Source organism: Amycolatopsis sp. NPDC051371, from assembly GCF_040682155.1.
GTDB lineage: Bacteria > Actinomycetota > Actinomycetes > Mycobacteriales > Pseudonocardiaceae > Amycolatopsis.
Genome location: NZ_JBFBAG010000051.1, coordinates 41,940 through 63,324 on the forward strand (window position 1 = coordinate 41,940; position 21,385 = coordinate 63,324).

Below are 21,385 nucleotides of genomic sequence, written 5' to 3' on the forward strand. Positions count from 1 at the left end.
CCATGCCGGAGCTGCACATCAAGACCTTGAAGTGTGTCAAGAAGGACGACGTGATCGGGAAGGACGAAGCCAGCCTGCGGGTCAACGGCGTCACGATCTCGGGCCCGCACAAGCTGGGCAAGGGCGACTCCGTCGCGCTCAACGCCAAGCCCTCGTTCACGAACTCGATCAAGGTCACGCTCGTCGACGAGGACGGGGGCAAGGACGACACCCTCGGCTCGGTGACGATCACCGAGACGCAGGCCGGTCTCGGCGACCTGCAGGCGTTCTTCAACGCCCTGCCGGGCGCGGACTACCACATGACGTACCACGTGCACGGCAGCTGAGCTGGGCCACGCGGTGCGCCGGTCCGGCTCCGGACCGGCGCACCTTCACGAGCAGCGCTTCCACCGGTGCACCGCCAGTCTGCCGAGCAACCAGAGGACGGCGAGGACCAGCGCGGCGGCCACCGGGTCGAGCGCCCAAGCCCGTTCACGGTCTTCGACGCCGGCAGGGTTCGCCCGGTTCGTCGGCCTCGCGCTCACCGGCCGGCGGGCTCGGCCGTCCACGACGCCAGGATCCGCAGCCGCTCGTGCGCCGGTGAGCCCGGCTCCGCCGTCAGGACCATCAGCCGCTGCCCGCTGCCGTCCGGGCTTTCCCACATGTCGCAGTCCAGCGTCAGGTCGCCGACCACCGGGTGGTGGTACCGCTTCACGCCGTAGCCCGCGCTCGTCACGTGGTGAGCCGCCCACCACGTGCGGAACTCCGGGTGGTGCACCGCGAGCTCGCCGACGAGGTCCGCCAGCTCCGGTGCGTCCGGGTCGTGCGCGGCCTCCAGGTGCAGGGCCGCCACCGCCGTGCGGGCCGCTTCTTCCCAGTCGGTGTGGAGCGCGCGCACCTGTGGGTCGGCGAAGAGCAGGTACACGTAGTTGCGGCGGTTCGCCGGGTAGCGCGCGAAGTCGGTGAACAGCGCCGCCGCCGACTCGTTCCACGCCACGACGTCCAGCCGGCGGCCCAGCACCATCGCGGGCGTTTCGGCCAGCTGGTCGAGCAGCCTTTTCATGGCGGGGCGCAGTTTTTCGCCCGCGCGGCGCCGCGGCCGGCGGAAGGGCTTGCCCGCCAGTTCGTACACATAGGACTGCTGGTCGTCGCTCAGCCGGAGCGCGCGGGCCAGCGTGGCGAGGACCGACGACGAGGCCTGCACGCGCCCCTGTTCGAGCCGCGTCAGGTAGTCGACGCTGATCGCGGCGAGCTGCGCCACCTCCTCGCGGCGGAGCCCGGCCACGCGCCGCGGCGAAGCGGGTTCCGGCAGGCCGACGTCGCGCGGGCTCAGCTGCGCGCGGCGCGCCTTGAGGAAGTCGCCGAGCTCCTTCGGCTGACCGGTGGGCTCCATGGCACCGATTGTGCCCCGGGCCCGGCGGCACTGGGAGGGCAGAGTTCTTCCCCCGATCAGCCGCGCAGCTCGGCCGCCTGCTCGCGAAGGGCGTCGACCACCGCGGTCGCGCCCGCCGAGCGGCCGTGCCGGGTGACGACCACCGCGGCCCGGCCGCGCCACGACGGGTCCTCGACGGAGACCACCGCGACGCCGGCCGGGACGGACGCGGCCGCCACGCCCGGCAGCAGTGCGACGCCCAGCCCCGCCGCGACCAGGCCCAGGCGGGTCGTCCAGCTGCGGACCGCGTGGCCGATGCGGGGCTCGTCCAGCGTCGGCCAGGCACCGAACTGCGGCTCTCCGCGTCCGCCGTGGCCGACGATCCACGTCTCGTCGCGCAGGTCGGCGACGTCCACCGGCCGCCGGTGGGCGAGCCGGTGCCCGGCCGGCACCGCGACGCGCAGGTCGTCCTCGGTCAGGACGTCCTGGTGCAGGCCCGCGAGGTCGTAGCCGGGCAGCCCGGCGCCGACGCCGATCACCACGACCTCGGTGCGCCCGCCGCGCAGCCGGGCGAGCAGCGCCGGGGTCGCCCCCTCCTCGAGCGTGACGGCCAGTCCGGGGTGGCGGGTGCGCAGGACGGCCAGCGCCCGGGGGACGAGGACCGCCGCCGCGGCCGGGAACACGCCGATCGACAGGCGCCCCGCCAGCCGGTCGCGCAGGCCCGCCAGTTCCTGCTCCGCGGTGTCGACGACGGCCAGCGCGGTGGTGGCGTGCCGGGCCAGGAGCGCTCCGGCCGGGCTCGGCCGCACCCCGCGGGCGTGCCGCTCGAACAGCGCCGTGCCCGCGGCGGCCTCCATCATCGCCACCTGCCGCGAGATGGCGGACTGCGTGTAGCCGAGGAACGCGGCCGCCGCGGTGAACGAGCCCGTGGCCGCCACTTCGCGGATCACCCGCAGGCCGGTCAGCGTCACTTCTGCCATGCCGCCAGCTTAGCCATGAGCGATGCGCACAGGTGGAGTGCGAAGACATCGCTGGTGCTCATGCCTGAAGAGGCACAGCATGGAAGCATGATTTGGTTCATCACAGGATCCTCGAAGGGCTTCGGCCGTCACTGGGCCGAGGCCGCCCTCGACCGCGGCGACCGGGTCGCCGCCACCGCACGTACTCCCGCCCAGCTGGACGACCTCGTCGAGCGCTACGGCGACGCGGTCCTCCCGCTCGAGCTCGACGTCACCGACCGCGACGCCGCGTTCGCCGCGGTCCGGCGCGCCGCGGAGCACTTCGGGGGCCTGGACGTGGTGGTCAACAACGCCGGCTACGGCCACTTCGGCCGGGTCGAGGAACTGAGCGAAGCCGACGTCCGCGCTCAGCTGGAGACGAACTTCTTCGGCGCGCTCTGGGTCACGCAGGCGGCGCTGCCGATCCTGCGGGCGCAGCGTCGCGGGCACATCATCCAGGTCACCAGCGAGGGCGGGGTCCTCGCGTTCCCGGGCATCGGCGCCTACCACGCGTCGAAGTGGGCGCTGGAAGGCCTTTCCCAATCCCTGGCCCAAGAAGTCGCCGAGTTCGGCATCCACGTGACCAACCTGGAGCCGGGTCCTTACGCGACGGACTGGCTGAGCGTGGGCTCGCGGCGGAGCACGGTCAATCCGGACTACCCGGCAGTCGGCGAAGGCCAGTGGGCCGTCGGCGACCCGTACGCCACCCGGGCGGCGATCCTCGACCTCGTCGACGCCGCCGACCCGCCGTTGCGGTTGTTCCTCGGCAAGTCCCTCGCCGCGGTCACCGAGGAGTACCAGGAGCGGCTGAAGACGTGGACCGGCTGGCAGGACGTGGCGGTGCGGGCGTTCGGCTGAGTGCCGCGTGCGGGTCGTCGGCGGGCACCCACCCGGTGTCGAGGTCCAGCGGGCCGACGTCCCGGGTCAGTGCCGTGATCGTCGCCAGGACCGGGGCGCGGGTCTCGTCGCGGCGGGACACCAGCGACCACGTCCACAACGGTGCCGGGCCGGTCACCGGCCGGCGCGCGAGGTCCGGCGGGACGGGCGCCGTCTGGCCCTTCGGGGAGTTGAGCACCGGGCGCCGCAGCCGGCGGACGTGGTCGAAGAACGCCGGGCCGGTGACGCCGCCGTCGTGGGTGTGCACGACATCGGCGCCGGTGACCTGCGCGAACTCCTCGGCGTAGACGTTCCAGGACGCCCAGCTGGCGGTGTCGTCGTCGACGAGCACGACGACGTCCTTCGCCGCCACCTCGGCGCTGCCGGTGCCGATCGCGTGGAGCCGGTCCGCCCCGAGGAGGTGGGCTTCGAGGTCGTGCTCGGCCAGATCGGCGGCTCGCGCCCAGCAGATCGCCAGGTCGATGCTCTGGTCGGCGACCCGGCGCAGCTGGGCGTGCGAGGGCAGCACCCACGTGTCGACGTGCAGGTGCGCGACGCCCGCGACGCGGTCGAGCAGGTCGGCGGGGTGCCAGTTGACGTACCCCAGCCGCACCGGCTCGCGCGCGGCGATCCCCGCGGCCGAGCGGCGCAGCTCGTCCGCCTGCTCCAGTAGCGCGAGCACCCGCGGCAGCAGCGACTCGCCGCACTCGGTGAGCGTCACCGAGCGGCGGTCGCGGTCGAAGAGGCGGACGCCGAGGTCGCGTTCGAGCGCCTTGATCTGCTGGGACAGCGAAGGCCCGGCGATGCGCAACCGCTCCGCGGCCCGGCCGAAGTTCAGCTCTGTGGCGACGGCCACGAAGTACCGAAGCTGGCGTAGCTCCATACCGGGAGCTTAGTGCGGTGGGAGTCCGGGCCTTCCAGCTGGAAGCGAACCGGTCGTGGCGAACCCCGTCCACCCGGCACATCCTCGGCTCAGGAGGAACACCCACAAGGAGGACTCATGAGCATCCAGAAGGTCGCGGTCGTCACCGGCGCCTCGCAGGGCATCGGCGCCGCGGTGGTCGAGGCGTACCGCAAGCTCGGCTACGCCGTCGTCGCGAATTCGCGCTCCATCACCCAGTCGGGCGACGCCGGGCTCCTGGCCGTCGCGGGCGACATCGCCGACCCGGCCGTCGGCGCCCGCGTGATCGAGCAGGCGCTGGCGACGTTCGGCCGCGTCGACACGCTCGTCAACAACGCCGGCGTCTTCACCGCGAAGCCGTTCACCGACTACACCGGCGACGACTTCGACCTCGTGACCGGCGTCAACCTGCGCGGCTTCTTCGAGGTCACCCAGCGCGCGATCGCCGCGATGCTGGAGGTCGGCGGCGGGCACGTCGTCAACGTCACGACCAGCCTGACCGACCACGCGAACAGCGCGGTGCCCTCGGCGCTGGCGTCGTTGACCAAGGGCGGCCTGAACTCGGTGACGAAGTCCCTGGCGATCGAGTACGCCACGCGCGGCGTGCGCGTGAACGCCGTGTCGCCCGGCATCATCCGCACCCCGATGCACCCGGCTTCGACGCACGACGCGCTCGCCGGCCTGCACCCGGTCGGGCGGATCGGCGACACCGGCGACATCGTCGACGCGGTCGTCTACCTGGAGGGCGCGCCGTTCGTCACCGGCGAGATCCTGCACGTCGACGGCGGCCAGAGCGCGGGACACTGACCGTCATGGACATCCTCACCGGAGTGCTGGACGCCTGGAAGTCCGCCGTCGACGCGCACGATCCCGAGCGCGTCGCGGCGATCTTCACCGAAGACGCGATCTTCCAGGGCCTGCACCCGTACAGCGTGGGCCGGGACGGCGTGGCCGCGTACTACGACTCCCAGCCGCTCGGGATGACGGCGGAGTACCGGATCGCCGAGACCCGGCGGCTGGCCGAGGACGTGCTCCTCGGGTATTCCAGTGTGGACTTCGCCTTCACCGACCGGCCGACGATCTCGGTGCACCTGAGCGTGATCGTCCGCCGCGTCGGGGACGCGTGGCAGATCGCCCACTACCAGGTCTCGCGCCTCTGAAGGGAGCACGACGATGGAGTTCCTCGTCGACATGAGGACGACCGTGCCGCCGGGCACGTCGGACGAAGCGGTGGCAGACACGCGACGGCGCGAGGCCGCGCGGAGCGGGGAACTGGCGGCGCAGGGGCACATCCTGCGGCTGTGGAAGCCGCCGGAGGGCCCGGGGGAGTGGCACACGATCGGGTTGTTCGCCGCGGCGGACGAGGCGGAGCTGGGGCAGGTGCTCGAGTCGATGCCGCTGCACGTGTGGATGGCGGTGACGGTGACACCGCTGAAGCCGCACCCGAGCGACCCCGGAGTGGGGCGCCCCTGACTCCGGCCGGCTCGCCGAAAGGTCTTGAATGAGTCATTCAGGACCTCCGGCGTCCTGAATGACTCATTCAGGACGCGCGGCGCCCGGCTGAGAGCGCCCCGACCGTCATGAAAGGGTCGTTCATGTCGCCAGACGACATGAACGACCCTTTCATGTCATCGCGGGAGCCGTGACCCACCCGCGGCGAGCCGGTCGAGCCAGCGGAGGCGACCGCGGTTGGGGACCGACCGCAGCGGGTGCCCGGCCAGGCCCCAGCCCGTCAGCAGCTCGTTCGCCGCCGCCCAGCCGGTTGTCGCCGCGCGTTCCATCAGGGCCACCGGGAGGTCGATGCGGATCGCGTCGCCCGCCAGGACCAGGCCCGGCTCCGGGGTGACCACGCCCGGCCGGGAAGCGAACCCGCCCACCGGGAACAGCGGGCAATCCTCCCGCGTCACCGTGACCTCGCCCAGCACGCGCGCGTCGGCGGTCTCCGGGTACAGCTCGTGCAGGCGCTTGTCCAGCCCGACCCCGTCGGACGCGTACGCGTGCAGCTCGACCACCGACCCACCGGTGCGCGCGGCCCAGCGGCGGGCCTCGCCCTCGTACCGGTCCAAGACGCTGATGTTGTCCAGCGGCGGCAAACCGCCCGTGCCGAGGAACGCCGGCCGGTGCGCGGCGACCGGCCGGTCGAGCCACAGCCGCCGGACCACGAACGGCGGCGCCGTGCGCAGCCCCTCGATCGCCGCCCGCCACGACGGTGTGCCCAGCTCCGGTGAGGCCGCGACGATCCGGCGCAGCCCCGCCACGTCGCACGCGAGCACGACCGCGTCGAACCGCGAACCGTCGACCTGGAACCCCTCGGCGTCGCGGGAGACACGGGAGACGGCCGTTCCGCAGCGGATGTCGGTGCGCCGCCCGGAAAGGTAGTCGCCCAACGGGTTCCACAGCGCCTGCGGGAACGGCTCGCCGGGCACGTCGAAGAGCAAGCCTTCGGACGAACCCAGGAAGTACAGGTGGAACATCGTCGCCAGCTCGGCCGCCGAAAGCTCGCCCGGGTCGGCGAAGAAGCTGCGGGAGAACACTTCGAACGCCAGGTGCCGCGCCGCCGCGGGGAAGTTGATCGCGCTGAGGAACGACGCCGCGTCGAGGTGGTCGAGCTGCTCGTAGACGCGGGGGACGCTGACGGCCGCCAGCGGCAGCGCCTGCCGCCCGTCGAGGCGGAGCAGGTCGCGGGCGCGGAACGTCGGGCTGCGCAAGGCGAACGCCAGGGCGTTCACCGGCGGCGTCCGCGGCAGCCCGGCGAACGTGTCGGTGCGTCCGTGCGGATCGATCAGCGGGTAGTCGGGCACCGGGACGAGCCGCTCCAGGCCAGGGTCGGTGCGCGAGAGCAGGGCGCGCAGGTTGTAGTACTGCCGGAAGAACGCGTGGAAGCCGCGGCTCATCGTGACGCCGGTGCCGTCCGGCAGCCGCTCGGGCCAGCCGCCCGCGCGGCCGCCCAGAAAGCTTTCCCGCTCGAACACCGTGACGTCGGCGCCGCGTTCGGCGAGGCCGGTCGCCGCGCTGAGCCCGGCGATGCCACCTCCGACGACGGCCGCGCGCGGACGGCGGCCGAGCAGTCCGGCGTCGGGGAGCCCGCCGGGTGCCGGGTGGGTCTCCGCCCGGCGGTCGCGTCCGGCGATCACGGCGCCGTGCCCAGGACCGTGTGGACGATCCCGCGCGACCAGCCCGGCATCGTGCCGGTGCGGACGTCGGTGAACCCGGCGCGGGTCAGCCGGTCGCAGAGGTCGCGGACGCCGTCGAAGGCCACGACGCTGCGGCGTAGGTGCCGGTAGAGCGTGGCGTCGCCGGTGGTGACCCGGCCGAGCGGGATGACGATCGCGCCGCACACCGCGTTCCACACCCAGCGCGCGCGGCGGGAATCGCGCACGGAGTACTCGTGCAGGGCGAGGTGCCCGCCGGGGCGCAGCGACCCGCGCAGGGCCCGCAGGGTCGCGTCGGGGTCGGCGACGTTGCGCAGCAGGTACGCGGCGAGGATCGCGTCGAACGGGCCCGCCACCCCGGCCAGGTCTTCGACCGGGGTGTGCCGGAAGTCCACTGTGGATGGCCAGGACTTCGCGCGGGCCCGGTCGAGCATCGCGGCCGACGCGTCGATCGCGGTGATGCGCGCGTCCGGGGCGATCGCCAGCAGCGCCGCTGTCGACGCGCCCGTGCCGCAGCCCGCGTCGAGGATCCGCAGCCCGGAGTGGCCGGGCCGGACGAGCCGGCGCGCCGAAAGGCGCAGGTCGCGGTGGTAGCCGGGGTTCATCCCGACCAGCCGGTCGTACGACGCGGCCCCGGCGTCGAACGCCGCGGGCACCTCGGCGCGGGGGAGCCCGTTGCCTTTCATGCACTGTCCTTTCGCGGCTTCCCGCGTTCCCACAGGAGCAGGACCGCGGTGACGAGGGCATAGCCGAACAGGAAATCCTCCACCGGGATGTCCCACGGGAACCGCCAGCCGGTGATGCCGTCGGGGGAGTAGCGGACGATCGGCGCGGACAGCTTGGTCAGCCACCCGTCCATCGGGATCTGGAAGGCGATCACGATCACCATCGTGACCCAGTAACCGGCCCGCCGGAACAGCCCGGTGCGCAGCAGGAAGACCTCCGCCGCGACCACCGCGACCACGGCGGCGATCGCGGGAACCGTGTAACCCCAGGGCATCAGCGGCGCACCCGCCGCCGGTCGAGCAGCGGCCGGACGAGCCGGCGCAGCAGCTGCCCGGTCAGGCCGACCGCCTCGTACGTCAGGACCCCGCAGACCGGGACCACGACGAAGAAGAGCACCTCTTCGAGCGGAATCCCGAACGGCAGGCCCAGCCCGGTGACGAACGCCGGGTCGAAGTCCCAGACGCCGGCGGCGATGGCGAGGGCGTCCCACACCAGGAACACCAGGGCCACCGGCAGCACCGCGCGCGCCAGCCGCCCCGGCCGGCGGTACACCCGGGCGCCGGCCAGCTCGAGCGGCAGCGTCACCAGGACGCACGCGCCGAGGACGAGCAGGTACTCCCCGCGCCCCACCTCAGGTCACCGCCGGGTGCCGGCGCCGGGCCCACTGCGCCCGCACGAGCGCGTCGCAGGCCGCGACCAGCCGCCGGTGGCGGGGCACGCGGGCCCGGCCGGCGAAGACGTTGAAGCCCGCGGCTTCGATGCGGTCGAGGATCCCGCCGTAGAGGACGTACGCGGTCGCGACGCACGGCCGCGACACCGGGTGCAGCATGGCGATGCCGGGCCGGGCCTCCGCGTAGACGCGGCGGGTGGCCGCGACCTGGTCGGCGAGCGCGCGCCGCACCGGCGGGTCGATCCGGCGGGTGCGGGCGCACCAGCCGAGCCGGTCGCGGTCGACGCCGGCCGCGGCGAGCTCGTCGGCCGGCAGGTAGACCCGGCCGCGCTCGAGGTCCTCGGCGACGTCGCGCAGGAAGTTGGTCAGCTGGAAGGCCTTGCCGAGGGCCGCGGCGCGCGGCGCGGCCTCCGCACGCGGGATGACGGTGCCGAGGATGGGCAGCACCTGCAGCCCGATGACCTCGGCCGAGCCGTGCACGTACTCGTCGAGCGCGGCGCGGGTCGGGTAGCCGGTCACGGTGAGGTCCATCCGCATCGAAGCGAAGAACGCGCGGAAGTACGGCTCCGGGATGGCGTACCGGGTCGCGGTGTCGATGACGGCGGTGCGCAGCGGGTCGTCGCTGTGCCCGGCGGCGAGCTCCTTCAGGAACCCTTCTTCGACGTCCAGCAGCGCCGCGGCGATCGAGTCGGGGGTGGCGCCGGGTTCCGGCTCGTCGACGAGGTCGTCGAGGCGGCGGGCGAACCCGTAGAGGGCGTGGACGGCGGGGCGCTGCGCGGGCGTGAGCATGCGGGTGGCGAGGAAGTACGTGCGGCCGTGCCGGGCGTTGAGCTCGCGGCACTGCCCGTACGCATCGCGCAGCTCGGGGCGGGTGATCCCGGCGGCGTCGAGTTCGCGGCGGGTCATCGGGCTCCTTCCCCGGTGATCCGGTCGGCGGCGAGCCGGCCGGAGAGCAGCACGGTGGGCACGCCGACACCCGGCACGGTCCCGCCGCCCGCGAGCACGACGTTCTCCGTGCCCGGCGGCAGGTTCCGCGGCCGGAACGGTCCGGTTTGGACGAACGAGTGCGCGTAGCTGAACGGCGTCCCCGCGACCATCCCGCGGCGCGCCCAGTCGGCCGGGCCGAGGACGTGCCACGCCTCCGGTTCGAAGCCGGGCAGCAGATCGGCGCGGACCCGGTCGAGGATCTCCTTGGCGTACGGGTCCGCCTCGCTGTCCCAGTCCCGCGGTCCCCGCTGGAGGTTCGGGACCGGCGCCAGGATCGAGAACAGCTGCCGCCCGGCCGGGGCCAGCCCGGGGTCGGTCGCCGTCGGACGGGTGATCAGCAGGGAGGGGTCGCTCATCAGGCTGCCCTCGGTGATGAGCTCGCGGAAGGTCGACGCCCAGCCGTCGCCGAACGAGATCGTGTGGTGCCCCACCGGCCAGTCCCCGGGACCACCCGCGTGCAGCACCACGGCCGAGGGCGCCGGGCGCAACGGGATCGGGCGGCGCGGAGTCCGGCCCAGCAGCCGGTAGCTCTCGTGCGGCTCCGCGGTCAGCACGACGGCGTCACAGGGGATGCGTTGGTCACCGCACAGGACGGCGGTGATCCGCGCGCCCCGGCGTTCGAGCGCCGTCACCGCTTCGCCGTACCGGAACTCCACCCCGGTCTCCGCCGCGACGCGGGCCATGGCCCGGGGCACCGCGGCCATGCCGCCGTCGGGGAAGTACACGCCGCCGACGGTGTCCATGTAGGAGATGACCGCGTAGAGCGCGAGCGCCCGCATCGGCGACTCGCCGGCGTACAGCGCCTGGAAGGTGAAGACCCGCTTGAGGCGCTCGTCGCGCAGGAACGCGCCGATCCGGGCGTCCAGGCGCCGGAACCCGCCGAGCGCGACGAGCCGGGCGAGGTCGCCCGAGAGCAGGCCGAGCGGCGAGTCGATGTTGCCGGCGACGAACCGGTCGAACTCCGCCGCGTACAGCCGGGTCAGCCACGCGCGCAGCCGCCGGTACCCGGCCGCCTCGTCCGGGCCGGCGAACTCGCGGACGGCGTCGGTCATGCGGTCCGCGTCGGAGTGCACCGGCAGCACCGACCCGTCGGCGAAACGCGCGGTGTAGGCCGGATCGAGCCGCGTCAGCCGGAGGTGGTCGGTCATTTCCGCGCCCGCGGCGGCGAACGTCTCGGCGAGGATCGAGGGCATCGTCAGCACGGTCGGCCCGGTGTCGAGGTGGTAGCCGCCGGTCTCGACCCGCCCGGTCCGGCCGCCCGGCTCGGGATCGCGTTCCACAACGGTGACCTGACGGCCCCGGCCCGCCAGGTGCAGCGCGGCGGACAACCCGGCCAGCCCGGCGCCGACGACCACGACGTGGCCGGTGCGCCCGGTGACCGTCCTCATCGGACGCGCTCGGTGCAGCGGTTCGCGAGGACCGTGAGCGCGGAAGCCGCTTGCCGCGGCAGGGAAACCAGGTCGATCGCTTCGAGCGCCCGCCGGACGCGGTCGTCGATGAACTTCTCCAGCTGGTCGCGCGCGCCGGTCGCGGTGATCAGGTCCCGCCAGCCGGCCACGGCCGCGTCGTCGACATCGGGCAGGGCGAGCAGGCCGGCGAACTCGGTGCGCTGCCGGCGGTCGGCGAGGTCGCGGGCGAGCACGACCACGCTGGACGCCTTGCGCTCGCGCAGGTCGTCGCCCGCGGGCTTCCCGGTGACCGCCGGGTCGCCGAACACGCCCAGCAGGTCGTCGCGGAACTGGAACGCTTCGCCGAGCAGGCCGCCGTACGTGCCGAGCGCGGTGATGACGTCCTCGGGGCAGCCGGCCAGGGCGGCGCCGAACTCCAGCGGACGGCGGACGGTGTAGTTGCCGGACTTGCGGCGGATCACGTCGAGGACGTCGTCCCAGGACGGCAGGGCGCGGGCGTCGTTGACCAGGTCGCCCAGCTGGCCCACGGCCAGTTCGGACCGCAGCAGGTCGTAACCCGGCCGGCCGCGGGCGAGCGCGTCGGCGTCGAGCCCGCTTTCGTGCAGCAGCTGCTCGGACCAGACGAGGAACAGGTCGCCCATCAGCACCGCGGCGGACTCGCCGAACCGGGCCGCCGATCCGCTCAGCCCCTGCTCTTCGTGCCACCGGGCGAAGCGGACGTGCATCGACGGCCGGCCGCGCCGCCGTGCCGAACCGTCCATGACGTCGTCCTGCGCGAGCGCGAAGCAGTGCAGCAGTTCAAGGCCGGCCGCGGCTCTCAGCGCGGCCGCGCTTTCGGGGCCGCCGCAGCGCCAGCCGGTGTAGGCGAACATCGGGCGCAGGAACTTGCCCCCGGTGACGAACTCCGGCAAGGCGGTGGGGGCCGGGGTGTCCGCCGCGCGGCCGGTGAAGTGCTCCCGCACCCGCTCGGTGACGAAGGCGTGGACGTCGGTCGCGCACCGCCGGCGCACGGCGTCGAGCCACGCCACCGTTCCGGCGGCACCGGCAGTGGTGGGATCGGCGGTGGTGGGATCGGCGGTGGGAAGCGCCGTCATCGGACTCCTCTCGCCGTGTCGCGATGCACAATCGATGCACGAACTCGGCGAGTGTCGACGACCACGCCGGAACTCCTCGGCTGTTACCCGGACTGTACTGAGGTAAACGTCGAGGCGCTCGGTGGAGAAGAAAGCCCGCTGCGTTGCGGGTGCGATGCGGATCGGCCACGATGGACCGATGAACGTCACCCGCCGGATCGCCGCGCGGTGGCCGCGGCGCTGGCCCGTCCAGCCGTTCGCCGAACCCCGGTGGGCGAAGCAGGAACCGACCTACCGCGACTGCTCGCCCGCACTGATCGAAGCGGCGGGCAAGCGCGCCTCGGCCCGGCCGTCCGGCAACTGGTACGTCGTCGCGTCGAGCCGGGAGGTGCGCGCCGACCGGCCGTTCGGTGTCACGGTCGGCGGTCGCGAGCTCGTCGCGTGGCGCGATCGCGACGGCGCGGTCCGGATCGGCCCGGGCGCCTGCCCGCACCTGGGCGCGCCGCTCGCCGACGCGCGGGTCGACGGCGGTGATCTCCTTTGCCGGTGGCACGGCCTGCGCATCGACGGCTCGAAGCGCGGGACGTGGTCACCGGTGCCGGCGCACGACGACGGCGTGCTCGTCTGGGCGCGCCTCGACAACCTCGGCGGGGAGCCGCCGACCGAGGCGCCCGTGGTGCCGGCGCGCCCCGGCGGCGCGGCCGTCCTCGACGCCGTCGCCACGGTGACCGGGACGTGCGAACCCGAGGACGTCGTCGCGAACCGGCTCGACCCGTGGCACGGCGCGTGGTTCCACCCGTACTCGTTCAGCCGCCTGCGGGTGCTCGAAGCGCCGCAGGGGATCGACGTGCCCGACGCCGACGACCGCTTCCTCGTCGAGGTCACCTTCCGGCTCGCCGGCCGCTGGGGCGTACCGGTGCTCGCGGAGTTCACCTGCCCCGAGCCGCGCACGGTGGTGATGCGCATCGTCGAAGGCGAAGGCGTCGGCAGTGTCGTCGAGACGCACGCGACCCCGCTGGGCCCGGGACCGGACGGCCGCCCGCGCACGGCCGTCATCGAGGCGACGATCGCCGCGTCCGAGCGGCACGGGTTCGCCGTCGCCGCGAAGCTGGCCCCGGCGATCCGCCCGCTCGTGCGCCACACCGCGACCCGGCTGTGGCGCGACGACCTGGCCTACGCCGAACGCCGCTACGCCCTGCGCGCCGGCTGAGTTTGTGGCCTGGCGAACCGGTATTCCGGTCGCGGCGGTGCCCCGCCCGTGTTCGAGCTCAGCCCGCGACCCTGATCCGGGCAGTCGGGCGGGTACCGCTGTTCCTTTCCCGTGGCGCCGCGCCCCGGCGGCCGAAGACGCGGCGGAAGGCGGGCGGGCGCCGCCGTCAAAGGCCGGCCGCCGCCATGATCGGGTGCCACGGGGTGGCGTCGAAGATCAGCGTGATGGCCGTGATCTTGCCGTCCCGCAACCGGAAGTGCTCGGCCGTGCGCTGGGTGCCGACCGGGGTCGCGGTGTGGACGTCGTACACGAGCGTCGCCTCCGATTCGCCGTACAGCTCGCTGAGCATGTCCACTCCGGTGACCACACTGACGAACCCGCCGAGCCCGGCGAGGTGGCCGCGGGCGTCATCGGAGCTGATCAGCGGGCTGCGGAAGGTGAACGTGCCGGCGAGCTGCTCGGCCGCGGCGGTCACGTCGCCGGCGAAGCGGGCGCGGGAGTAGGCCAGGACGGTCTCACGGGTGGTCATCGGTCCTCCAGGTGACGGGCGAGGTGCTGCTGGTTCTCGGCGAGGCGCAGGCAGAGGTGCCGCAGCTGGGTCGTCTCGGCGGCGGTGAAGCCGCGGAAGAGCGCCGCCATGGCCAGCTGGGACGGACGGCGGAACTCTTCGAGCCACGTCCGGCCGTCGTCGGTGATCCGGACCAGCACGGAACGCCGGTCGCGCGGGTCGGGGACCCGCACCGCGTGCCCGGCGCGCTCCAGGGTGTCGACCAGCCCGGTGACGTTGCGCGAGCTGACCCCGGCGGACGCGGCGAGGTCCTTGATGTTCGCTTCCGCCGTGCTGAGCCGGATGAGGATGTCGAGGGCGCCGGGGCTGAGGCCGCGGCTGTCGGTGCCGCGTGAGCGCAGCTGGTCGAGGCTCCGCGCGGCGGTGCGGACGGCCGCGGCGGCTTCGAGCACGCCGGTGTCCTCGCCCCGGGTGAACTCGGCCAGCGCGCCGCGGACGTCGGGGGAGTAGAGGCGGTCGTCGGGATCTTTGGCGAAGTCGTTCATAGTGAAGTACTACATTAGTACGTACTTCCGTAAACGTGTCAAGATCATGTCCGACCGCAGTCGTTTACCAGGGTTTCGCCCGGCGTTAGCCTCGGGCCCGGCACAGGTTCTCGAAGTCCCGCACATACTGACCCGGCTCTCCACCACGACACCCCCGGAGTCCCCATGACGGACGTCAACCGACGGCGTTTCCTGCAGCTGGCCGGCGGCACCGCCGCCCTTTCCGCACTCTCCACCAGCATCGCCCGCGCCGCCGAAATCCCCGCTCACCGGCGCACCGGGTCCTTGAAGGACATCGAGCACATCGTGGTCCTCATGCAGGAGAACCGGTCGTTCGACCACTACTTCGGCACCCTGCGCGGCGTCCGCGGCTTCGGCGACCCGCGCCCGGCGACGCTGGCCTCCGGCAAGTCCGTCTGGGCGCAGTCCGACGGCAAGCGCGACATCCTGCCCTTCCGCCCCGAAGCGGACAACCTGGGCCTGCAGTTCATCCAGGACCTGCCGCACGGCTGGAACGACACGCACGCGGCGTGGAACGGCGGCAAGTACGACAAGTGGGTGCCCGCGAAGGGCTCGACCACGATGGCGTACCTGACGCGCGAGGACATCCCGTTCCACTACGCGCTGGCCGACGCGTTCACGATCTGCGACGCCTACCACTGCTCGTTCATGGGCTCGACCGACCCGAACCGCTACTACATGTGGACGGGGTGGACGGGCAACGACGGCAAGGGCGGCGGCCCGGTCCTCGGCAACGACGAGAAGGGCTACTCCTGGACGACCTACCCGGAGCGGCTGGAGCAGGCCGGGGTGTCGTGGAAGATCTACCAGGACGTCGGTGACGGCCTCGACGCCGCCGGCGGCTGGGGCTGGATCGAGGACGCCTACCGCGGCAACTACGGCGACAACTCGTTGCTGTACTTCGACTCCTACCGCAACGCGAAGTCCGGCGACCCGCTGTACGACAAGGCGCGCACCGGCACGAACGCGAAGGCGGGCGACGGCTACTTCGACCGGCTGCGTGCCGACGTCAAGGCCGGGAAGCTGCCGGAGGTCTCGTGGATCACGGCGCCGGAGGCGTTCTGCGAGCACCCGAACTGGCCGACGAACTACGGTGCCTGGTACATCGCGCAGGTGCTCGACGCGCTGACGTCGAACCCGGAGGTCTGGAGCAAGACCGCGCTGCTGATCACCTACGACGAGAACGACGGCTTCTTCGACCACGTGCTCCCGCCGTACGCCTCGGCCGGTCAATCCACTGTGGACACGACGGGGGAGATCTTCGCCGGCTCGGCGTCGAACCCGGCCGGCCCGTACGGGCTCGGCCAGCGCGTCCCGATGCTGGTGGTGTCGCCGTGGAGCAAGGGCGGCTACGTGTGCTCGGAGACGTTCGACCACACGTCGATCATCCGGTTCATCGAACGGCGCTTCGGCGTGCAGGAGCCGAACATCACGGCGTGGCGGCGCTCGGTGTGCGGCGACCTGACGTCGGCGTTCGACTTCGCGCGCACCGACGTGCGCGTGCCGGCGCTGCCGGACACGGCGGGCTACGAGCCGCCGGACCGCGTGCGGCACCCGGACTACGTGCCCGCGGTCCCGGCGCACAACGTGCTGCCGAAGCAGGAGCGCGGGCTGCGGCCGGCGCGGGCGCTGCCGTACGACCTGTCGGCCGACGCCCGGCTCGCCTCCGGCACGTTGACGGTCACGTTCGCCAACCACGGCCGCGCGGGCGCGACGTTCTCCGTCGTGACGCCCTCGGGTGAGCCGCGGACGTACACGGCCGGCGCCGGCCAGTCGCTGGCGGCCGCTTTGCCCGCTTCCGGGGCTTACGACTACACCGCCTACGGACCCAACGGCTTCGTGCGGCAGTTCCGCGGTGGCGGCGCCGGGCCCGAGGTGGGTTTCCGTCAGGAAGGCGGGGAGCTCGCGCTCGTCCTGACCAACAGCGGCACCACGACGGTGCAGCTGAAGGTGTCGGACGCGTACGGCCGGTGCTCGTCGACGCACCGCCTGCGTCCGGGCACGCGGGTCGTCGAGCACGTGGACACCCGGCGCAGCAACAACTGGTACGACGTGTCGGTTTCGTCGGACCGCGATCCGAAGTTCCTGCGCCGCTTGGCGGGGCACGTCGAGACCGGCCGGCCGAGCACGAGCGACCCGGCGACGCTCACGAGCTGACGTACTCCCGGCCGCGGCGCCAGTCCGACGGGCTGGCGCCGCGGTTGCGTTTGAAGGCCACGCTGAAGGCGAACGGGTCTTCGTAGCCCACGGCCTTGGCCACCGCGGCGACGGTGTCTTCGGTGTCCCGCAACAGATCCGCGGCCAGCGTCATCCGCCAGCCGGTGAGGTACGTCAGCGGCGGCTCGCCGACGAGGTGCGCGAAGCGGGCGGCGAACGCGGCCCGCGACAACCCCACCCGGGCGGCGAGCGAGGCGACCGTCCACCGGTGGGCGGGCTCGGCGTGCAGCAGGCGCAGGGCTTCCCCGACACCGGCGTCGCCCAGCGCCCGGTACCAGGCCGGCGGCGTCTCCGTCGAAGCGCACCAGGCCCGCAGAGCCAGGACGAGCACGAGGTCCAGCAGGCGGCGCAACACGGCGTCCTGGCCCGGTTCGTCGCGGGCGACCTCGGCGGCGAGCAGGTCGAGAGCCGCTCCCGTCCGCGGTCCGGCGGCCACGACGGCCAGCGGCGGGAGCATGTCCAGGAGGCGGCCGGCGACGACGCCGTGGAGTTCGAACGCGCCCCGCAACATGCTCGTGGCGCCCGGCGTGCCGTCGCCGTAGGTGCGTGGCGCCCGGGGGCTCACGTCTCCCGTGCCGGTGATCGGGTACTTCCGCCCGCCCCGGATGACGACCTGGGGCGCGGTGGCCGGGTCGTCGGCGATCGTGTAGCCGGGCACCTTGATCAGCGCGATGTCCCCGGCGGCGAGGCGAACCGGCGGCCCGGCGCCGAGACCGAGGAACGCGTGCCCGCCGAGCGTGGCGACCATGGTCAGCGGCGGGGCGTCCGCGAAGGTCAGCGACCACGGCGGCCGCTGGATCAGCTGCCGGACCAGCGCGTCCGAGGCGTGGGCCCGGTGCAGCAGGTCGCTCAGGACGTCCATGGACCCGACCCTAGACGATCACAAAGAAATCATCGACTTTCTCCCATGGATCGTCTTGGGAATCCGCGGTTGTCTGAAGGCATGAGCATTTTGGTTCTCGGCGGCACCGGCAAGACCGGTCGCCGCGTCGCCCAGCGCGTCGACAATGCCCGGATTGCTTCGCGCGCCAACGGTTTTGATCTCGGAGACCCGTCCAGCTGGGCCCTGGACGGCGTGACGGCCGTCTACCTCGTTGAACCCGACTTACAGACCGAACCACGGCTCCCGCGGTTCGTGGCCGAAGCGGTGGCCGCAGGGGCGCGACGGCTGGTGCTGCTGTCCGCGCCGCGCGCCGGCGAGGAGGGTCATCCGCTGTACGCGGCCGAGCAGGCCGTCCGCGAATCCGGTGTCGACTGGACCATCCTGCACCCGAACTGGTTCGCGCAGAACTTCAGCGAAGGCCCGTGGGCGCAGGGCATCCGCGACGGCGTCCTCTCCCTGCCGGCCGGGGACGGCCGCGTGCCGTTCGTCGACGCCGAGGACATCGCCGACGTCGCCGCGGCGGCGCTGACCACCGATCACCACGACGGCGAGGTCTACGAGCTGACCGGCCCGCGGGCGGTGGGCTTCGGCGAGGCGGTCGACCTGATTGCGCGGGCGACCGGGCGGAAGATCGACTACGAAGACGTCGACCCCGAGGCGTTCATCGAGCAGCAAACCGCTTACGGCGTCCCGCGAACCGTGGCGCGCCTGCTCGCGGGCTTGCTCGACGACCTCCGAGAAGGCCGGGGCGCCGATCTCGAGGACGGCGTCGAGCGGGCTCTTCACCGGCCGCCCCGGTCGTTCGAGGACTTCGTCGCCGGGACCTCCTGGACCTGACGGGTTGCCGATCATATCGGAAACCATATACGATCCTTGCCAACATTCGCGGACACCGAAGGAGCTGTCATGGCGAGAGGCATCGATCGTGAACACCGCCGGGTCGTCCTCGCCGCGATGGCCGGCACGACCATCGAGTGGTACGACTTCTTCGTCTACGCCATCTCGGCCGGGCTGGTCTTCGCCACGCAGTACTTCTCCGCGTTGGGGAAGGACGCGCTGATCCTGTCGTTCGCGACGGTCGGCATCAGCTTCTTCTTCCGGCCGATCGGCGCGATCGTCGCCGGGCACCTGGGCGACCGGCTCGGCCGGCGGGCGATGCTGATCGCGACGCTGCTGCTGATGGGCGTCTCGACCGTGCTGATCGGCCTGGTGCCGACCACCGCGTCGATCGGCGTGGCGGCTCCGATCCTGCTGGTGCTGCTGCGGATCGTGCAGGGACTTTCCGCGGGCGGCGAGTGGGGAGGCGCGGCCCTACTGGCCGTCGAGCACGCCCCGGCCGACCGGCGCGGGCTGTACGGCGCGTTCCCGCAGATCGGCGTCCCGATCGGGCTGTTGCTGGCCAACGGCGCGCTCGCGCTGGCGGCCGCGGTGACGACGCCGGCGCAGTTCCTGGCGTGGGGCTGGCGGATCCCGTTCCTGCTGAGCTTCGTGCTCATCATCGCCGGGTTCGTGATCCGCAGCCGCGTCGCGGAAAGCCCGGTGTTCGAGGAGGTCCGCCGGACGCGCAGCCGGTCGAGCCTGCCGCTGGTGCCCCTGTTGCGCCACCACGGGATGCCGGTCGTCCTCGGGGCGCTGCTGTTCGCGGCGAACAACGCCGTGGGCTACATGACGACCGGCGGGTACGTGCAGTCGTACGCGACGAAGAACCTGCACCTGGACCGGTCGGCGGTGCTGGTCGCGGTGATGATCTCGGCGGTGGCGTGGCTGGTGAGCACGCTGGTGGGCGGGTACCTCGCCGACCGCATCGGCCGGATCACGGTGTACCGCATCGGGTTCGCGGTCCAGCTGGTGTGGATGGTGCCGTTCTTCGCCCTGCTCGACACGGCGAACGTGGGCCTGCTGGTGCTCGCGCTGGTGCTGTTCTCGGTCGGCCTCGGGTTCACGTACGGCCCGCAGGCGGCGCTGTACGCGGAGATGTACCCGACGCGCGTCCGGTACAGCGGCGCGGCGTTGTCGTATGCGATCGGCGCGGTGCTGGGTGGGGCGTTCGCCCCGACGATCGCGGAGGCGCTGCAGTCGAGCACCGGCACCGTGTATTCGGTGTGCGCGTACCTGGCGGGCATGACGGTGATCGGGCTGGTGGCGAGCTTCTTCGTGCGCGACCGGCGGGGTGTCCCGCTGCACGACGTCGAGGAGAAGGTGTCGGCGCGGTCAGCCGAGTCGCTCGACGGTCAGCCGTAACGAACCTCGGTTGCCCGAGTACCCCAGCCAGCTGTCGTTGGCGTACGCGTAGAAGTAGCCCGGCTTCCGGACCACCCACTTCTCCAGCCGGCCGCCGATCAGCACCGCCTCGTACGGCTGCTGCACGTCGTGGGCATCGAGGTTCCGGGCCGCCACCGCACCGATCAGCGCCATCCACTTCGCGTCTTCGCACCGGCGGCCGCCGAACGCGCGGGCCTCGGCGTCGTTGAGCCGGGCGAGCTGGGTCTGGAGCCAGGCCGACGTCGTCGCGAGCGCGTGCAGCACGTCCTGGAAGTCCGGCCCGGCGGCCGCCTCGGTGCCGTCCGGGTGGTGCGCGATCTTCCCGTCCAGCCAGGTGCCTTCGGCGGCGAACGCGTACTCGCCGGGCTCGAGGTAGATGCCGGTCCAGTTCCACGGCTTCCCGGCGTAGACCTCGACCGTCGCCGACTCACCGGCATCGAGATGGCGCCCGTCACGGTAGGTGCCCGTGGTGATCGGCGGCGACGCCTGCCGGTCCACAGTGGACGGCGAGACTTCGGCGGAACCGGCGGTGAGGAACGGGAAGGCGCGCGGCGCGGGGCACAGGACCGTGTAAACGCTGTGGAGCGAGTTGTGCAGCACGTCCTGGGCGTCGGGTGTGATCTGCTTGTACATCGCGTCGTCGAAGACGAGGTCCGGCACGGCCGCGCGGCACTCGTCGATCATCCACTGCAGGGCGGCGTCGGACAGCCCGGTGCGGTCGTGGCCGCCGCCGACGTCGCAGTGGTCGCCGGGGAACCAGACCTGCTTGGCCGTGCGGTCGCCGCCCACCTCGTGCAGGTTCGACCACAGGGTCGGCATGAACGGGCCGCGCATCTCGTCGATGGCCAGGGCCTGGCGGGCGTGCTTGACGTGCTCGCCCAGCTTGGTGTCGTGGAACCGGGGGAGGTGCCCGACGTGGTCTTCGACGAGCTTCAGCGGGCCGAGCCAGTCGGGGATGCCGAGCGAGCCGACGGTGTCCCAGACGCCGAGGAACTCGATCGGGACCGGTACGGGCGCCTCGCCGGCCTCTTTCCGGTAGCCGTCGGTGAAGAGCCGGTCGACCTCGGCCCAGAACTCGGTCGACTCGGCGGTTTTGAGGTCCGCAGGCAGGCCGCAGCGGCTGATCATGCCGCCGAGGCTGCGGACGGTGAACGCGCCGCGGCTGAACCCGAAGAGGTGGATCGCGTCGCCGGGGGAGTAGGTGCGCGCGAGCCAGCCGTAGGCGCTCTTGATGTTCTCGGAGAGACCCTTGCCGACGAGCCCGCCTTCGAGGTGGTCGAGCAGCCCGGTGCCGGTCCCGACGCCGGGGTGGTAGTACCGCGCCTGCGTGTCGAGGTTCGCCACGGTGTGGTGGATCCGCGCGACGTTCGTCGGCGCCGGCCGGCCCTGTTGCAGCTGGTCCGGCGTGTTCCAGGTGCCGTCGCAGCAGACGACCAGGTGCCGCCTGGTGACCTCCGGCTCGTTCATCCGACCCACCTTCGCTCCACTCGGGATACTCGCAGGAGGCAGTGAGCGCCCGTGTGGATACGGCCCAGCCTAGGGGTGTATCTCCGGACGAGACGACGTTTCCGCGGAAGACGGCGAAGTCGTCCGGCT

At 72.7% G+C, this 21,385-nt stretch carries 24 protein-coding genes; 9 read left to right on the top strand and 15 right to left on the bottom strand.

Translation table 11 applies throughout. The annotated features are described in order from the left end of the window. Positions 1-2 precede the first annotated feature (2 nt). Positions 3-326 carry a hypothetical protein gene (locus AB0M59_RS43115; RefSeq protein WP_364627383.1) on the top strand — a complete coding sequence of 108 codons (324 nt, stop codon included), beginning with the start codon at positions 3-5 and terminating at the stop codon, positions 324-326. Positions 327-371: 45 nt separating this feature from the next. On the opposite strand, the gene AB0M59_RS43120 is transcribed toward AB0M59_RS43115, so the two are convergent. The 3 genes from AB0M59_RS43120 to AB0M59_RS43130 are packed head-to-tail and all read right to left on the bottom strand — an operon-like array spanning position 372 to position 2,331. Next, a complete protein-coding gene (locus AB0M59_RS43120) occupies positions 372-548 on the bottom strand; it encodes a hypothetical protein (protein ID WP_364627384.1) in 177 nt (58 codons plus the stop codon). Continuing rightward, positions 521-1,372, bottom strand: a complete 852-nt coding sequence (locus AB0M59_RS43125) for a helix-turn-helix domain-containing protein (RefSeq protein ID WP_364627386.1) — start codon at positions 1,370-1,372, stop codon at positions 521-523. The genes AB0M59_RS43120 and AB0M59_RS43125 overlap by 28 nt, the downstream gene beginning before the upstream one ends. A gap of 56 nt (positions 1,373-1,428) precedes the next feature. Beyond that, positions 1,429-2,331, bottom strand: coding sequence for a LysR family transcriptional regulator (locus AB0M59_RS43130; RefSeq protein WP_364627387.1), 903 nt, complete (start codon positions 2,329-2,331; stop codon positions 1,429-1,431). 87 nt (positions 2,332-2,418) lie between these two features. Between AB0M59_RS43130 and AB0M59_RS43135 the strand changes: the two genes are divergently transcribed. Beyond that, a complete protein-coding gene (locus tag AB0M59_RS43135) occupies positions 2,419-3,207 on the top strand; it encodes an SDR family NAD(P)-dependent oxidoreductase (protein ID WP_364627389.1) in 789 nt (262 codons plus the stop codon). Here the strand turns inward: AB0M59_RS43135 and AB0M59_RS43140 are convergent. After that, complete coding sequence (locus tag AB0M59_RS43140) at positions 3,134-4,108, bottom strand: LysR family transcriptional regulator (RefSeq protein WP_364627391.1); 975 nt, start codon at positions 4,106-4,108, stop codon at positions 3,134-3,136. The two genes, AB0M59_RS43135 and AB0M59_RS43140, sit on opposite strands and share 74 nt — an antisense overlap. Before the next feature lie 117 nt (positions 4,109-4,225). Between AB0M59_RS43140 and AB0M59_RS43145 the strand changes: the two genes are divergently transcribed. The 3 genes from AB0M59_RS43145 to AB0M59_RS43155 are packed head-to-tail and all read left to right on the top strand — an operon-like array spanning position 4,226 to position 5,599. Then, positions 4,226-4,933: an SDR family oxidoreductase gene (locus tag AB0M59_RS43145; RefSeq protein WP_364627392.1), complete on the top strand. Its 708-nt coding sequence runs from the start codon at positions 4,226-4,228 to the stop codon at positions 4,931-4,933. 5 nt (positions 4,934-4,938) lie between these two features. Continuing rightward, on the top strand, positions 4,939-5,286 hold the full coding sequence (locus AB0M59_RS43150; protein WP_364627394.1) for an SgcJ/EcaC family oxidoreductase: 348 nt from the start codon (positions 4,939-4,941) through the stop codon (positions 5,284-5,286). Between the two features lie 13 nt (positions 5,287-5,299). Continuing rightward, positions 5,300-5,599 carry a muconolactone Delta-isomerase family protein gene (locus tag AB0M59_RS43155; RefSeq protein WP_364627396.1) on the top strand — a complete coding sequence of 100 codons (300 nt, stop codon included), beginning with the start codon at positions 5,300-5,302 and terminating at the stop codon, positions 5,597-5,599. Between the two features lie 155 nt (positions 5,600-5,754). Here the strand turns inward: AB0M59_RS43155 and AB0M59_RS43160 are convergent, their stop codons facing one another. The 7 genes from AB0M59_RS43160 to AB0M59_RS43190 are packed head-to-tail and all read right to left on the bottom strand — an operon-like array spanning position 5,755 to position 12,164. Beyond that, entirely contained in the window at positions 5,755-7,260 is a 1,506-nt protein-coding gene (locus AB0M59_RS43160; RefSeq protein WP_364627398.1) for an FAD-dependent oxidoreductase, read from the bottom strand. Beyond that, complete coding sequence (locus AB0M59_RS43165) at positions 7,257-7,964, bottom strand: class I SAM-dependent methyltransferase (protein WP_364627400.1); 708 nt, start codon at positions 7,962-7,964, stop codon at positions 7,257-7,259. The genes AB0M59_RS43160 and AB0M59_RS43165 overlap by 4 nt, the downstream gene beginning before the upstream one ends. Further along, positions 7,961-8,281 carry a lycopene cyclase domain-containing protein gene (locus AB0M59_RS43170; protein ID WP_364627456.1) on the bottom strand — a complete coding sequence of 107 codons (321 nt, stop codon included), beginning with the start codon at positions 8,279-8,281 and terminating at the stop codon, positions 7,961-7,963. The genes AB0M59_RS43165 and AB0M59_RS43170 overlap by 4 nt, the downstream gene beginning before the upstream one ends. Next, positions 8,278-8,634 (bottom strand): lycopene cyclase domain-containing protein, encoded by a 357-nt coding sequence (locus AB0M59_RS43175; protein ID WP_364627402.1) that lies wholly within the window; start codon positions 8,632-8,634, stop codon positions 8,278-8,280. The genes AB0M59_RS43170 and AB0M59_RS43175 overlap by 4 nt, the downstream gene beginning before the upstream one ends. A 1-nt stretch (position 8,635) precedes the next feature. Further along, positions 8,636-9,580: a phytoene/squalene synthase family protein gene (locus AB0M59_RS43180; RefSeq protein WP_364627403.1), complete on the bottom strand. Its 945-nt coding sequence runs from the start codon at positions 9,578-9,580 to the stop codon at positions 8,636-8,638. Further along, positions 9,577-11,049, bottom strand: coding sequence for a phytoene desaturase family protein (gene crtI, locus AB0M59_RS43185; protein WP_364627405.1), 1,473 nt, complete (start codon positions 11,047-11,049; stop codon positions 9,577-9,579). The genes AB0M59_RS43180 and crtI overlap by 4 nt, the downstream gene beginning before the upstream one ends. Then, the gene (locus AB0M59_RS43190) at positions 11,046-12,164 is read right to left on the bottom strand and encodes a polyprenyl synthetase family protein (RefSeq protein WP_364627407.1); all 1,119 of its coding nucleotides are present in this window, start codon (positions 12,162-12,164) and stop codon (positions 11,046-11,048) included. Before AB0M59_RS43190 ends, crtI begins: the two co-directional genes overlap by 4 nt. Before the next feature lie 178 nt (positions 12,165-12,342). Between AB0M59_RS43190 and AB0M59_RS43195 the strand changes: the two genes are divergently transcribed. Then, positions 12,343-13,353 carry a DUF5914 domain-containing protein gene (locus AB0M59_RS43195; RefSeq protein WP_364627409.1) on the top strand — a complete coding sequence of 337 codons (1,011 nt, stop codon included), beginning with the start codon at positions 12,343-12,345 and terminating at the stop codon, positions 13,351-13,353. A gap of 166 nt (positions 13,354-13,519) precedes the next feature. Here AB0M59_RS43195 and AB0M59_RS43200 read toward each other — a convergent pair whose 3' ends face one another. Together AB0M59_RS43200 and AB0M59_RS43205 are read right to left on the bottom strand one after the other, a co-directional pair. Further along, positions 13,520-13,882 (bottom strand): hypothetical protein, encoded by a 363-nt coding sequence (locus AB0M59_RS43200; RefSeq protein WP_364627411.1) that lies wholly within the window; start codon positions 13,880-13,882, stop codon positions 13,520-13,522. After that, positions 13,879-14,406, bottom strand: a complete 528-nt coding sequence (locus AB0M59_RS43205) for a MarR family transcriptional regulator (RefSeq protein ID WP_364627413.1) — start codon at positions 14,404-14,406, stop codon at positions 13,879-13,881. Before AB0M59_RS43205 ends, AB0M59_RS43200 begins: the two co-directional genes overlap by 4 nt. A gap of 165 nt (positions 14,407-14,571) precedes the next feature. Here AB0M59_RS43205 and AB0M59_RS43210 point away from each other — a divergent pair, with 165 nt between their 5' ends. Next, complete coding sequence (locus AB0M59_RS43210) at positions 14,572-16,584, top strand: phosphocholine-specific phospholipase C (protein WP_364627415.1); 2,013 nt, start codon at positions 14,572-14,574, stop codon at positions 16,582-16,584. Here AB0M59_RS43210 and AB0M59_RS43215 read toward each other — a convergent pair. Next, positions 16,574-17,506: an AraC family transcriptional regulator gene (locus AB0M59_RS43215; RefSeq protein WP_364627417.1), complete on the bottom strand. Its 933-nt coding sequence runs from the start codon at positions 17,504-17,506 to the stop codon at positions 16,574-16,576. The two genes, AB0M59_RS43210 and AB0M59_RS43215, sit on opposite strands and share 11 nt — an antisense overlap. 81 nt (positions 17,507-17,587) lie before the next feature. On the opposite strand from AB0M59_RS43215, the gene AB0M59_RS43220 reads away from it, so the two are divergent. Both AB0M59_RS43220 and AB0M59_RS43225 read left to right on the top strand, forming a co-directional pair. Then, positions 17,588-18,364 (top strand): NAD(P)H-binding protein, encoded by a 777-nt coding sequence (locus tag AB0M59_RS43220; RefSeq protein WP_364627419.1) that lies wholly within the window; start codon positions 17,588-17,590, stop codon positions 18,362-18,364. A 69-nt stretch (positions 18,365-18,433) separates the two neighbouring features. Beyond that, complete coding sequence (locus tag AB0M59_RS43225) at positions 18,434-19,768, top strand: MFS transporter (protein ID WP_364627421.1); 1,335 nt, start codon at positions 18,434-18,436, stop codon at positions 19,766-19,768. Here AB0M59_RS43225 and AB0M59_RS43230 read toward each other — a convergent pair. Further along, positions 19,739-21,256, bottom strand: a complete 1,518-nt coding sequence (locus AB0M59_RS43230) for a DUF2235 domain-containing protein (RefSeq protein ID WP_364627423.1) — start codon at positions 21,254-21,256, stop codon at positions 19,739-19,741. The two genes, AB0M59_RS43225 and AB0M59_RS43230, sit on opposite strands and share 30 nt — an antisense overlap. Positions 21,257-21,385: the final 129 nt, after the last annotated feature.